Here is a 13,079-nt window from a genome sequence, read left to right as displayed (position 1 = left end):
TCTCAAGCCGTTAGAAAGGAATCACATGGCAAAGGAATCAAAAAGGGAAGGTGGAGGCATCGGCGAGTTGCTCGCGTATGCCGGTGACCGCAAATTCCTAACGTATTTGGGCATGGCGCTCTCGGCGCTCTCGCAGCTGCTGAGCTTTGGCCCGTACGTGTGCATTTGGCTTGTCGCGCGCGATCTGATCGCCGTGGCACCTAACTGGAGCGAAGCCACCGATATCGCGATGTATGGCTGGTGGGCCGTGGGTTTTGCCCTAGCAAGCATCGTAGCTTATTTCATGGGGCTCATGTGCACGCACCTGTCTGCGTTTCGCTGCGCGTCCAATATCCGCAAGACTACGAGCGAGCACCTGCTTAAGCTGCCGCTTGGCTACTTTGACACACACGCCACCGGTGAGCTGCGTCGTGTTGTAGACGGATGCGCCGCCTCCACCGAGACTTTGCTCGCACACATGCTGCCCGATATCGCAGGCGCCGCTGCCATGGTCGTGGGCTTGCTCGTGCTGCTTTTCGCCCTCGATTGGCGCTTGGGCGCGGCATGCCTCATCTCGGTGGCCATTTCGCTTGGCGCCATGGCCGCCATGATGGGCGGCAAAGGCGCCGAGTTCATGAAGGCCTACATGGGAGCGCTGGTCAAGATGAACAAGACCGGCACCGAATACGTACGCGGCATTCCCGTGGTCAAGGTGTTTCAGCAGACGGTCTACTCCTTTAAGGCCTTCCACGATGCGATCGCCGAATACGCCGACATGGCGCAAAACTATGCGGGTACGTTCTGCCGAGGTCCGCAGGTACTCAACCTTACCGCGCTCAATGGTCTTGTGGCATTCCTGTTGCCCGTGGCGTTGCTGTTGGCGCCAGGCGAGACGGACTTCGCGCATTTTATGACCAACTTCACGTTTTACGCGATATTTTCGGCCGTGGTACCGACGACCATGACCAAGCTCATGTTTGTGGGCGAGGCCTCTCAGATGAGTGCCGATTCGTTGGCTCGTATTCGAAGCGTCATGGATTCCAAGCAGCTCTCCGTGCCCGCCCAACCCAAGCACCCTGCCGGCAGCGACGTGCGATTTGAGGACGTGAGTTTTACCTACGAGGGTGCCGAAGCACCTGCCGTTAGCCATGTAAATTTCAGCGTTCCCGCTGGTAGCACCCTCGCCCTGGTGGGTCCCTCGGGTGGCGGTAAGTCAACCTGCGCAAGCCTGATTCCGCGTTTTTGGGATGTTTCCTCGGGTCGAGTGCTCGTAGGCGGTGTGGACGTTCGCGATATGGATCCGCACGAGCTTATGGACCAGGTCGCCTTCGTGTTCCAGACCAACCAGCTGTTCCGGCAAACACTTGCCGATAACGTGCGCGCCTCCAAGCCTACGGCCACTGACGACGAAGTGCGTGCGGCCCTCTCCGCAGCTCAGTGCGACGACATTGTGGCCAAGCTCCCACAGGGTATCAATACCATGCTCGGCGCCGGCGGAGCATATCTTTCGGGCGGCGAGGTTCAGCGCGTGGCGCTCGCCCGCGCGATCCTTAAAGACGCGCCTATCGTGGTGCTCGACGAGGCCACGGCGTTTGCCGATCCCGAGAACGAGGCGCTCATCCAGCGCGCCTTTAGCAAGCTGGCGGCGGGCCGCACGGTCATTATGATCGCGCACCGACTCTCGACTGTAGTGGGCGCAGACCAAATCGTGGTGCTCAACCAGGGCAGCGTGCAGGAGTCGGGTACCCATGCCGAGTTGCTGTCCAAAGAGGGTCTGTACGCCAAGATGTGGGCCGAATACGAACAGGCCGCGAGCTGGAAAATCACTGCAGCGACCGCGGATGCCGCCGTCACGAAGGGAGGCGAGGCCTAAATGTTCGCCTCATTCCAAAAGAAGTATTTCCTATCCGATAAAGGCGTCGCCGGCGTAAAACGCGGCATTTTCTGGACCACGCTCACCAATCTCATTACCATGGCCGGCATGGGCTTTTTATTCCTGGTTATGGCCGGCTTTGTCGAGCATCTCGCCAGCGGGGCTGACCTGCCGGATGCCCTGCCGATCGTGGGCGGCCTCCTGGTCTTTTTCGTGTTGCTCTTTGCCTCTAACTGGCAGCAGTATTACTACACCTACTGCATCTTTTACGAGGAGTGCGGCAAGCAGCGTATGGAGATTGCTGAGCGCTTGCGCAAACTGCCGCTGTCGTTTTTTGGTCGTCGTGATCTGGCCGATTTAACCGAGACCATCATGGGTGACGTCCAGGCTATGGAGCACGCCTACAGCCACGTGCTGGGAGAGCTTTGGGGTGCCATCATCGCAAGCGCCATTGTGTTCGTGGCGTCGCTGTTCTTTTGCTGGCAGCTGGCGATCGCGGCGTTTTGGAGCGTTCCCGTGGCCTTTGCCGTGCTGTATCTAACACGCGGTCCCATGACCCCGGTGTTCGATCGCGTGCGTGCCGAGAAGGTCAAGGTTACCGAGGCTATTCAAGAGACGCTCGACTGCGTTCGCGAGATCCGCGCCACCAACCAGGAGGCCCATTATCTTGAGGGGCTCAACGCCGTGATCGATGTCGAGGAGCGCGAGACCACCAAGGGCGAGCTCGCTAACGGGCTTTTGGTCAACTCCGCCTTTGCCATCCTGCGTCTGGGCATTGCCACCACGCTGGTCACGGGTGCCGCGATGGTCACCTCCGGGCAGGTCGACTTTTTGGTGATGTTTGCCTTCCTGCTTATGGTGAGCCGTATCTATGCGCCCTTTGACCAGGCGTTAATGTTAATGTCCGAGCTGTTTGCCGCCGAGTCGTCTGCCAAGCGTATGCGTTCCATCATGGAAGAGCCTGTGGCGCGGGGCAGCGAGAAATTTGAGCCCGCGGGCCACGATGTGGTGTTTGATCACGTGGCATTTGGCTATGGTGCGGGCGAGGACGGACGCGCCGGCGAGAAAGTTCTTACCGATGTGAGCTTTACCGCCAAGGAAGGCGAAGTTACGGCGCTGGTCGGTCCTTCGGGTTCCGGTAAGTCTACGGTGAGCCGCCTGGCCGCGCGCTTTTGGGATGCCACTGCGGGCAAGGTTACCGTGGGCGGTGTGAATGTTGCGAGCGTTGATCCCGAGGTGCTTCTGCGCGACTACGCCATTGTGTTCCAAGACGTGCTGCTCTTTGACGACACGGTGATGGGAAACATCCGCCTCGGGCGTCGTGATGCCACCGATGGGGAAGTGCTTGCGGCCGCGCGTGCCGCCAACTGCGACGAGTTCGTGAACCGCATGCCGCAGGGCTACGCCACCATGATCGGCGAGAACGGCTCCAAACTCTCCGGTGGCGAGCGTCAGCGCATCTCCATCGCCCGCGCGCTGCTCAAAGATGCGCCCATCGTGCTGTTGGACGAGGCGACGGCGAGCTTGGACGTGGAGAACGAGACCGTGGTACAGCAGGCACTCTCCCGTCTGCTTGCAGGCAAGACAGTTATCGTGATCGCCCACCGTATGCGCACGGTAGAAAATGCCGATAAGATCGTTGTGCTCAAGGATGGTGTGGTAGCCGAGCAAGGCACTCCGGCACAACTCAAAGCGGCAGGCGGAGAATTCGCCCGCATGGTGGCGCTGCAAAAGGAAGCAGCTACCTGGCAGTTGTAAGAAGGGGCAAAGGGACAGTCCCTTTGTCATATTGACAATCGGTTACTCCGCATCGTTAATTTTCAAAAGGTTAGCCATGGCTGACCTAGATAGTTAGATAAAATTGAGATATTTCAAAAGCGTGCTCGAGCAAACTTGTTTACTCGGGTGCTGAAGCACCATGCCGCGTCCAATGCGGCAAAAGGGAGAAGCAACATGAAGAAGTCGACGTTCAATACCCTGCTTGTCGGTGGCGGTTTTCTGCTTGGCACGGCCGGCATCAAGCTGCTTACCAGCGCTCCGGTCAAGAATGCCTGCGTGCAGGGTATTGCGTGCGGTATGCGCATCAAGAACGGCTACCAGGACATGGTCGAGCAGGCCAAGGCTAATGTCGACGACATGGTTGCCGAGGCTGCCTACATCACCCAGAGCGAGGCCGCTGCTGACGAGGCAGCCGAGTAACGCTCCCAGGCACAAACTATGAGATTCTCGATTATCAGCGAGATCCCCGGCAGGACCCGTCTTCAATTGGCGGGTCCTGTGCCAGAGAGCGATCTCGATGCACTTCTAAAGCTCAGTGGCGAAATCGATGGTGTGCGCAAGGTGCGCGTCTACGGCCGTATTGGCCAGATGGCGCTCGAATACGACGAGCAGCGTCGCGCGAGCGTGCTCGACGCCTTGGGCGCACTCGATGCTCAAGCTATCGCTGATGCCAAGTCGGGCTACGTGATACAACTCGAGCCGCGTAAGCACAAGCTCGTCATGGACCTGGCGACACTCGTCGGTGCCCATTACGCACGTCGCTGGTTCTTGCCCACGCCCCTGCGTGCGGTGTTTGTCGTGGCCGGTTACATGGCCTTTTTGCGTGCCGCCCTCCGTGAGCTCGCGCAGCCGCGCCTGACCGTTCCCGTGCTCGACGCTTCGGCCATCGGCATTTCGTTCGTCAAACGTGATGTCGACACCGCAGGCCAGACGATGTTCCTGCTCAACGTGGGCGAGCTGCTCGAGGACTACACCCGCGCCATGAGCGAAAACGAGCTCATCAACTCGCTGCTCGATGTGCCCGATAAGGCGCAAAAGGTCGTCGGCGACATCGAGGTAAGCGTTGCCGCCACCGAGCTCGAGCCCGGCGACTTGGTGGCCGTGCGTACTGGCATGTCCATTTGCATCGACGGTGTTGTCGAGCAGGGGAGCGCTATGGTCAACCAGGCGACCCTGACCGGCGAGCCGCTGGCCGTCGAACGCAGCGTGGGCGACGACGTGTTCGCCGGCACCGTTGTGGAAGATGGCAGCATCTTGGTGCGTGTGCGCGCCAACACGGCTCAGACCAAGCTCCGCTCGATCATCTCGCTCGTGCAGACGGCCGACTCGCTCAAGTCCGAGGGTCAGTCGCACATGGAGGACCTTGCCAACAAGATCGTCCCGTGGAACTTCCTGCTCGCGGGCCTGGTTGCGCTTACCACCCACAGCCTCATCAAGACCTCAGCGGCACTGATGGTCGACTACTCGTGCGCGCTCAAACTCACGGGTTCCGTCGCCGTCATGACTGCCATGAGCGACGCTGCCAAGATGGGCGTCATGGTCAAGGGCGCCAAGTACTTTGAGTCGTTTGCCAAGGCCGACACCATTGTGTTTGATAAGACCGGCACGCTCACCGAGGCGCAGCCGCGTCTTGCCTGCGTACTCACCACCGATGGCTGGAGCGAGGACGAGATCCTGCGCCTTTCCGCTTGCTTGGAGGAGCATTTCCCGCATCCGGTGGCGCGTGCCGTGGTCAACGCTGCTCACCAGCGTGGGCTCGAGCACCGCGAGCGCCATGCTGCCGTCGAGTACATCGTGGCGCACGGCATCGCTTCGTCCATCGAGGGGCGTCGCGCGATTATCGGCTCGGCACACTTTGTGTTTGAGGACGAGGGCGCACGGCTCGAATCTGACATCAAGGAGCGCATCGAGTCCCAGATGCAGGGCTTGTCGCCGCTGTACCTGGCGGTCGATGGCACCGTTGTGGGCGTGCTCGGCATCGAGGACCCGCTTAAGCCCGGGGTCCGCGAGGCCATCGCCGACTTGCACGCGTTGGGCGTTAAGCACGTGGTCATGCTCACGGGCGACTCAGAGCGCACGGCCGAGCGCATTGCTCGCGAGGCAGGTGTCGACGAGTTTAAGGCCGAGCTGCTGCCCGAGGACAAGTACGCCTATGTGGAGCGCATTAAGGGCGAGGGGCGCCACGTTGCCATGGTGGGCGACGGCGTCAACGACTCACCGGCGCTGGGCCTGGCCGATGTGGGTCTGGCCATGGGCGGTGGAAGCGACATCGCCAAGGAGGTCGCCGATATCATCCTGACCGACACGGATCTCGCCGCGATCGTGCGTCTGCGCCGCATGAGCCAGGGGCTTATCGACCGTCTGACGAGTTCGTATTCCAAGGTGATGCTCACCAACTCGGCGCTGTTGGCATTGGGTATTACCGGCATGATCACTCCGCAGACGTCGTCACTGCTGCACAACGGCTCAACGATCGCCTACAGCCTGGGCAACGCAAAGGCGTACCTGCGCTAGCGCTTTTACTTAAGTTTTTGGCCTGCATTTGGGCGGTGTTGCAGCCGCCAGAATGCAGGCCTTTTGCGTTTGACCATGTGCTAGCAGAAATATATAGTTGTGCTAGCTTAGATAGCAAAAGTCGAAGGTGAGGTTGAGATGGGTGCTGTTAGCGGCATGGCGCAGGTGAACGTTCGCGTGGATCGACAGGTCAAGAACCGTGCCGAGGAGGCGCTGCGGCTTTCGGGCGGGTCGCTGCCCGAGCTCATCAAAAAGGTGGTGGCCAAGGTCGCGCAGGGTGGCGGGCAGTGCGAGGAAGTGCTTGCGGCCGTCGACGACCGGCAGCAGGCCGTCGCGCCCGATACTCCGTTCGCCGCGTCGTGGGCAGCGGCAGATCAGCTTTATGCAGATATGGGCATCGCTGCGTCGCCTGTATCCGACGATCGCGATTGGGACACAATCTATTCCGAAGCCATGGACGAGCGCTATCGCCAAAAGGGGATGATCCTGTGAGCGGGGCTCCTCTCAAGATCATGGTGGACGCCAACGTATGGGTCGATTCGTTTTGCGTTGACCATGCCGAGTCGCTTGCCGCACGCGCGTTTATTGGGCAGGCGACGGAGGCGGGGGCATTGCTGTTCTTTCCGGTGCATATCGCCAAGGACGTGCTGTACGTTGTCCAACACGAACTGAAGCGCAGCGTTCTTGCCAGCGGGGGAGCGCTCGACGAGGCATCTGCCCGTGCAATTGGCGATGCGGCGTTGGCGTTTGTTCGGAACATGACCGAAAACGCCACGGCCGTGGGCGCAGATGCGTCGGACCTTTGGCTGGCCGACAAATACTTAGCGCTCCATCGCGATTACGAGGACAACTTGGTGCTCGCCGCGTGCAAGCGCGCGCAGGTCGATTACTTGGTGACCAACGATCGTAAGCTGCTCGAACATGCCGATCTTGCAGCAAAGACCCCGCGCCAAATGATGCCAATTCTGGCTTTGACCGAACGTGGCGGCGCGGCTATCGGTTGACGCGAACTGTTTGCGGGCCTCTTGGACGACGATGCGCCAAGGGGCCCGCGTCTGCTATTTACAAAAGCTCGGCCTTAATGGCGGGACTTTCTGCGAGCTGCTCGGCTGCCTTTTCGTCGGAGCTGTCGAGTGCTGCCAGGCTGCGGTAGACCCACTCGTTGACCTGGGTGTTTTTGACGCCTGCGGTCTGCATAAGGGCGCCTAACTCGCGGATTGCTGCGAGCAGATCGGCTTTGGGACCCGCGAGCTCGACCTCGACGCCGTGGTAGGCGGTCACGCCGCGGTTTTCGCTCACGTGGTCGATAAAGCCCTCGACGGTCTCAAGCTGCTGGGCGAGAGCTGCATCATCGTCAGCGTCCAGCGCAACAAGGGCGTTCGAAACCGTGAGGGCGGGATGTCCGCAGGGGACAAAGCCTTCGATGACATCCATAGCTTCGGTAATGGTTGAGCCCAGGCCTGCGAGGGCATTGACAAGTTGCTGCTTGGTATCCATAACGGTCCTTTCGACGGGTCAATTTTGCTTGGCGAAAATATACGTGACGCGATCGGTAGCAAAAGTGCGAAGTGCGGCGCACATTGGGGTCTTCACAGCTCGTGCATAGAACAGCTGTCCGCTTTCAGAACGTGGTAAGATAACACTCCACAAGCGGGGCTCGCCCTGCATGTTCCTTGAAAAGTCGACGGGTGTTGGGCGCTCGTGCCCAATGCCATCCAGACTTTCCCAACATTCGGGGGCGACTGGTTTCGACACGATAGCTCTGAGAGAGGAAGCAAGCCGAGGTCTCCTCGCCTCGTTAAACAGGGGTACCGTCAAATTGAATTGACAACAACTCTTCTTTTGAGCCTATGGCTCTCGCTGCTTAGTTTATAGCGGCGCGTCAACCCGGTGATTTCCCCGACACCGGCGCGACGTCATTTTAGGGGAATGCTCCCGCGCACGTAATCGGTATGGCGCGGGCTAAGACCGAACCGGTTGGGATGCCGCGAGCGTGTCGCTGCGCGCAAAGCGTCCGAGACTAAACCAGCGACTGAGCTTGGAGATGCCAATCAGGGGGCTTTCGTGGACCGGAGTTCGATTCTCCGCGCCTCCACCATAAGCAACAGACAGGTAGATATTCGTATCTGCCTGTCTTTTTATTTCTAGTCCGTACCGCGGAGAATCGAACTCTGTGCAGGGCGCGGGCGTAAAGAAAACGCGTAAGCGTTTTTAGCCCGCGGGCGAGGACGCCGGTAGGCGGCCGAAGCCGGTGCGTATTTGCGAAGTAAATACGCGGATTCTCCGCGCAATGCTTCAGCCAGATATAGATGCGATGCCGATCGGGCGTCTTGCCCCGGTTTCAACCCATCAACGGATTCCCCCAACCGCGGAGAATCGAACTCTATGCAGGGCGCGGCCGTAAAGAAAACGCCTTGGCAACGCAGACCGGGACACGCTTTCCCGATGGCAGCCCAGGCGGAAAGCGCGTCCCGGAATCCGCATTCAGACTGGGACGTAGTTTCCGGATGGCGCCTCAAGCGGAAGCTGCATCCCAGAATATCGGCTCAGAATGGGATGCATTTTCCGGATGGGTTGTTGGCGGAAAGTTCATCCCGGAATCCGCGCTCAGAACGGGACGCGCTTTCCCAGCGGCGGTCCAAGCGGAAAGCGCATCCCGGAATCCCGCCTCAAACTGGGACACACTTTCCGCTTCACCTGCCGCCTCGAAAAACCCGTGCGCTCGCCATCCCAAAACTGGGTAGAAGAAGGCCAAAACGCAATCGCAGGAGGTCAATATGACTGCAGAAGATAAGGCGAAAAACGCTGGCAAGGTCGCGCTCGTCCTGGAGGGCGGTAGTTTTCGCGGGCAGTTTACCGCGGGCGTGCTCGACGTCCTCATGGAGGCCGGCGTCGAGATCCCGGCGGTGTACGGCGTATCGGCCGGCGCCCTCAACGGCGTCAACTACAAGTCGCACCAGATCGGCCGCACCAACCGAGTCAATTTGACCTTTTGCAATGACAACCGCTACATGGGCGCCGCGTCGTTTGCGTCCACGGGCTCTATCGTGGGCTACGACTTTATCTTCAACGACGTCCAGGACCGCCTGGACCCCTTTGACAACGAGACCTTCGACGCGAGTCCCATCGATATGTATGCCGTCGCGACGGACATGCTCTTTGGAACTGCTGCCTACCTGCCGGTCAAAAGCGCCGTGCTCGACCTCGATGCCGTGCGTGCTTCGACCTCGTTGCCGCTGGTGACGCCGCCGGTCGAGATCGACGGGCACAAATACGTCGACGGCGGTGTGGCCGATTCGGTTCCTATCGAGCACGTGCTTGAGGAGGCGGGCTTCGACCGTGCGGTCGTCATCGTCACGCAGGACCGTTCGTACGAAAAGAAGCCTTACGAGTTTATGCCGGCCGCGCGTGCGCGTTATGCCGACTACCCCTACCTGCTCGAGGCCATCGAGACGCGCCATGACCGCTATAACATCCAGCGCATGCATCTGTGGAAGTATGAGCGCGAGGGCCGCGCGCTGGTCGTCGCTCCGCAAAAGCCGGTCGAGGTCGGCCATGTCGAGCACGATTCGGCAAAGCTTTTGGACCTGTATATCCAGGGTCGTCAGGAGGCAAAGCGCCTGCTCGCGGAAATCCAAGAGTTCGTTGAGCGCTAGCGACGGCGAACCCTCAAAAAATGACAACAGCTAAAGAGCTGGAAAATCACGGCTCGTGGATGACATGTGCAGAAACTCTGGTCGGAGCCAAAATACCTGTTGACTCGTACGGCGAGCGGGGTAATATGGACGGGTTACTTGCAGAGCCCCGTGAATCTCTGTAACAACACGTACTGTACATGGAGGAGTCTAAGTGATTTCGAAATCGACTCACTACGCCAAGCAGGGCGAGGTCCAGCGCAACTGGGTTCTCGTCGACGCCGATGGTGCTGTCCTGGGCCGTCTTGCCACCCAGATCGCAATGATCCTGCGCGGTAAGAACAAGCCCCAGTTCACGCCCAACAGCGACTGCGGCGACTTCGTTGTCGTCATCAACGCCGATAAGGTCCAGCTTACCGGTAACAAGGCCGACACGAAGACCTATTATCGCCACAGCGGCTACAACGGCGGCCTCAAGGCTGAGAGCTTCCGCCAGGCTATGGAGAAGCACCCGGAGAAGGTTATCGAGCGCGCCGTTCGCGGTATGCTGCCCAAGACCACCCTCGGCCGTGCCCAGATGACCAAGCTTAAGGTCTACGCTGGTGCCGAGCATCCGCATGCTGCCCAGAACCCCACGAAGATTGAGCTGGAGGCTTAAAGATGGCTGAGAACACCGTTGTCTACCAGGGTACCGGCCGTCGTAAGAACGCCGTCGCCCGCGTCCGTCTCGTCCCCGGCACCGGCAAGGTGACCATCAACAAGCGTGACGCCGAGCAGTATTTCGGCCGTCATCAGCTCGTTGAGAACGCCCTTGCTCCCTTCAAGGTGACCGACACCGCCGGTCAGTTCGACGTTATCGCTCTGTGCGATGGCGGCGGCATCTCCGGTCAGTCCGGCGCTCTGCGTCTGGGCATCGCTCGCGCTCTTCTGAACGCTGGCGACTACCGTGCTGACCTCAAGAAGGCCGGTTTCCTTACGCGCGATGCTCGCGTGGTCGAGCGCAAGAAGTACGGTCTCAAGAAGGCCCGCCGCGCTCCCCAGTTCTCCAAGCGCTAAGGTTTTATCTCCTTTCGAGATACAATGTACAAGCGGGGCCTGCCGATTCCTCGGCGGGTCCCGCTTTTCTTTTTCGACTAGGGTGGGCGGTTGTATATCGCCTGCTAGGGAAGGAGCGATCCTATGCCCCAGAACATCTTCGGTACCGACGGCGTCCGTGGCGTCGCCAATGCCGACCTCTCGTGCGACCTCGCGTTTCGCCTGGGCCGCGCGGCGACCAAGTTCCTTGGTCCGGACATCTGCATCGGCCGCGACACGCGTCTTTCGGGCACCATGCTCGAGAGCGCTCTGACCGCCGGCATTATGGCCGAGGGCGGCCGCCCGCACTGCTGCGGCGTCATCCCCACGCCGGCCGTGGCGCTGCTCACCGTCCAGAATGAGCTCGACGGCGGCATCGTCATCTCCGCTTCGCACAATCCGCCGGAGTTCAACGGCATCAAGTTCTTTAGCCGCAAGGGCATGAAGCTTCCCGACGCTGTCGAGGAAGAGATCAGCGCCTGGGTCATGTCCGAGGAGGCCATGGCTGCCGACACGCTTCCGACCGGTGCCGGCGTGGGTCACATCATCAAGATGAAGGACGCCCGCAAGGCATATGTCGATCATGCCATCGATACGCTCGACGGCCTGAGGCTCGATGGCCTAGTCGTTGCCGTCGACTGCGGCCACGGCGCTTCCTGCCAGACTACGCCCGCCGCGCTGCAGCGCCTGGGCGCCACGGTGCACGCTATCAACACCGATTACTGCGGCACTGACATTAACGTTGAGTGCGGCTCCACTCACCTTGAGCCCCTGCGCGAGCTCGTGCTGCGCACCCACGCCGATATCGGTCTGGCCCACGACGGCGACGCCGATCGCGTGCTGTTCGTGGACAGCGAGGGCAATGAGATCGACGGTGACTACATCCTGGCTATCTGCGGTTCTGACCTCGCCGCCCGCGGCAAGCTCGCCAACTCCGAGATCGTCTCGACCGTCATGTGCAACCTGGGCTTCTCCATCGCTATGAAGGAGCAGGGCTTCGAGATGGTTCAGACCGCCGTGGGCGACCGCTACGTTCTGGAGCGTATGCTCGCGGATGGCGCCGTCATCGGCGGCGAGCAGTCCGGCCACATCATCTTCCTGGAGCACAACACCACCGGTGACGGTCTGGTGACGGCTCTGCAGCTGCTGGCCGTGCTCAAGCGCACCGGTCGTACCCTCACCGATCTTGCCGGCATCATGAAGAAGTACCCGCAGGTACTCGTCAACGTGCATTCCGACAACAAGGCCGGCCTGGACGATTGCCAGCCCATCTGGGATGCCGTCGCTGCTGCCGAGAAGGAGCTTGACGGCCGCGGCCGCATTCTGGTACGTCCGAGCGGTACCGAGCCGCTGGTCCGCGTTATGGCCGAGGCCGAGACGCACGAGCTGACCCAGCGCGTTGTCGACGACATCGTCGAGGTTGTCAAGCGCGAACTTCCCTAATGGTCAAAAACGAGTGCCAAGTGGTAAACTGTTAAGGCTATTTTGGTCGATTGGTATGTCCGAGGGGGAGCATGTTCACTAAAGTCCTAAGGTCTTTTGGTATGCGTGGTCGAGTCCTTACGCTGGATGCTCCCATCTCGGGCGACGTCATTCCGCTTTCCGAGGTAAACGACCAGACATTTGCCACCGGCCTTTTGGGCCAGGGCGTGGCGATTCAGCCTACCGGCACGCGTGTGATTGCACCGGCTGATGCCAAGGTCGAGGCCATTTTTCCCACGGGACACGCTGTTGCGCTTAACACGGTCGATGGCTTGGACGTGCTCATCCACGTTGGTTTGGACACTGTTCAGCTTGAGGGCAAGCACTTTACCGTACATGCGCAAGTGGGTGACATCGTCCACAAGGGCGATGTGCTCATTGAGTTCGATCGCGAGGCAATTGCTGCCGAGGGCTATGATGTGACGGTTCCCATCTTGGTGTGCAACTCCGTTGAGTTCTCGAGCATCAAGGGCTCCGTTGGCGTGCATGTCGAAGAGATGGACCAGCTCATCGTTGCTCGCGAGCGCTAGCAAGTGCACGTGGCCATTAGCCTACAATTCAAACACGTTTACGGAGGGCGCCCTTGAAAGAGGGCGCCCTCCGTGGCAAGATGGGATTTGTCCGAAGCTAAAAGGCTTCGGGTCACCGTGGACGGGCAGGGGCCTCGACGCGGCTAGACACGAGACACATACATTACGCGACCTCGCCCTGGTGGCCGCACACGTTGGTTGCGGCCGACGCGG

Annotated in this window: 12 protein-coding genes and 1 other RNA gene; 12 read left to right on the top strand and 1 reads right to left on the bottom strand. The window is 60.1% G+C overall.

The annotated features are described in order from the left end of the window. Window positions 1–25 precede the first annotated feature (25 nt). The 6 genes from KSY82_RS00140 (at window position 26) to KSY82_RS00115 (ending at window position 7,149) form a co-directional block, all read left to right on the top strand. Complete coding sequence (locus KSY82_RS00140; RefSeq protein WP_217749777.1) at window positions 26–1,852, top strand: ABC transporter ATP-binding protein; 1,827 nt, start codon at window positions 26–28, stop codon at window positions 1,850–1,852. Then, entirely contained in the window at window positions 1,853–3,610 is a 1,758-nt protein-coding gene (locus tag KSY82_RS00135) for an ABC transporter ATP-binding protein (RefSeq protein WP_217749776.1), read from the top strand. Between the two features lie 195 nt (window positions 3,611–3,805). Further along, window positions 3,806–4,051, top strand: a complete 246-nt coding sequence (locus tag KSY82_RS00130; protein ID WP_055250999.1) for a DUF6110 family protein — start codon at window positions 3,806–3,808, stop codon at window positions 4,049–4,051. 78 nt (window positions 4,052–4,129) lie between these two features. Then, window positions 4,130–6,145 carry a heavy metal translocating P-type ATPase gene (locus KSY82_RS00125; protein WP_368042010.1) on the top strand — a complete coding sequence of 672 codons (2,016 nt, stop codon included), beginning with the start codon at window positions 4,130–4,132 and terminating at the stop codon, window positions 6,143–6,145. Window positions 6,146–6,283: 138 nt separating this feature from the next. Continuing rightward, window positions 6,284–6,637 carry a hypothetical protein gene (locus KSY82_RS00120; protein WP_217749774.1) on the top strand — a complete coding sequence of 118 codons (354 nt, stop codon included), beginning with the start codon at window positions 6,284–6,286 and terminating at the stop codon, window positions 6,635–6,637. Then, window positions 6,634–7,149 (top strand): type II toxin-antitoxin system VapC family toxin, encoded by a 516-nt coding sequence (locus KSY82_RS00115; RefSeq protein ID WP_217749773.1) that lies wholly within the window; start codon window positions 6,634–6,636, stop codon window positions 7,147–7,149. Before KSY82_RS00120 ends, KSY82_RS00115 begins: the two co-directional genes overlap by 4 nt. Before the next feature lie 58 nt (window positions 7,150–7,207). On the opposite strand, the gene KSY82_RS00110 is transcribed toward KSY82_RS00115, so the two are convergent. Beyond that, window positions 7,208–7,642, bottom strand: a complete 435-nt coding sequence (locus KSY82_RS00110) for a hypothetical protein (protein ID WP_217749772.1) — start codon at window positions 7,640–7,642, stop codon at window positions 7,208–7,210. A gap of 237 nt (window positions 7,643–7,879) precedes the next feature. Between KSY82_RS00110 and ssrA the strand changes: the two genes are divergently transcribed. From ssrA to KSY82_RS00080, 6 genes are all read left to right on the top strand, one after another. Then, window positions 7,880–8,243, top strand: a transfer-messenger RNA (tmRNA) gene (ssrA, locus tag KSY82_RS00105). 679 nt (window positions 8,244–8,922) lie between these two features. After that, window positions 8,923–9,801 carry a patatin-like phospholipase family protein gene (locus tag KSY82_RS00100; protein ID WP_217749771.1) on the top strand — a complete coding sequence of 293 codons (879 nt, stop codon included), beginning with the start codon at window positions 8,923–8,925 and terminating at the stop codon, window positions 9,799–9,801. A gap of 193 nt (window positions 9,802–9,994) precedes the next feature. After that, a complete protein-coding gene (gene rplM, locus KSY82_RS00095; RefSeq protein WP_022094635.1) occupies window positions 9,995–10,438 on the top strand; it encodes a 50S ribosomal protein L13 in 444 nt (147 codons plus the stop codon). Between the two features lie 2 nt (window positions 10,439–10,440). Then, window positions 10,441–10,836 carry a 30S ribosomal protein S9 gene (rpsI, locus tag KSY82_RS00090; protein ID WP_022094634.1) on the top strand — a complete coding sequence of 132 codons (396 nt, stop codon included), beginning with the start codon at window positions 10,441–10,443 and terminating at the stop codon, window positions 10,834–10,836. Between the two features lie 123 nt (window positions 10,837–10,959). Next, window positions 10,960–12,297, top strand: coding sequence for a phosphoglucosamine mutase (glmM, locus tag KSY82_RS00085; protein WP_006234694.1), 1,338 nt, complete (start codon window positions 10,960–10,962; stop codon window positions 12,295–12,297). Between the two features lie 101 nt (window positions 12,298–12,398). Then, the gene (locus KSY82_RS00080) at window positions 12,399–12,866 is read left to right on the top strand and encodes a PTS sugar transporter subunit IIA (RefSeq protein ID WP_306421699.1); all 468 of its coding nucleotides are present in this window, start codon (window positions 12,399–12,401) and stop codon (window positions 12,864–12,866) included. The last annotated feature ends 213 nt before the right edge of the window (window positions 12,867–13,079 follow it).

This window comes from Collinsella aerofaciens (genome assembly GCF_019131995.1).
Lineage (GTDB): Bacteria > Actinomycetota > Coriobacteriia > Coriobacteriales > Coriobacteriaceae > Collinsella > Collinsella aerofaciens_S.
This window is presented reverse-complemented; position numbering and strand designations above follow the sequence as displayed.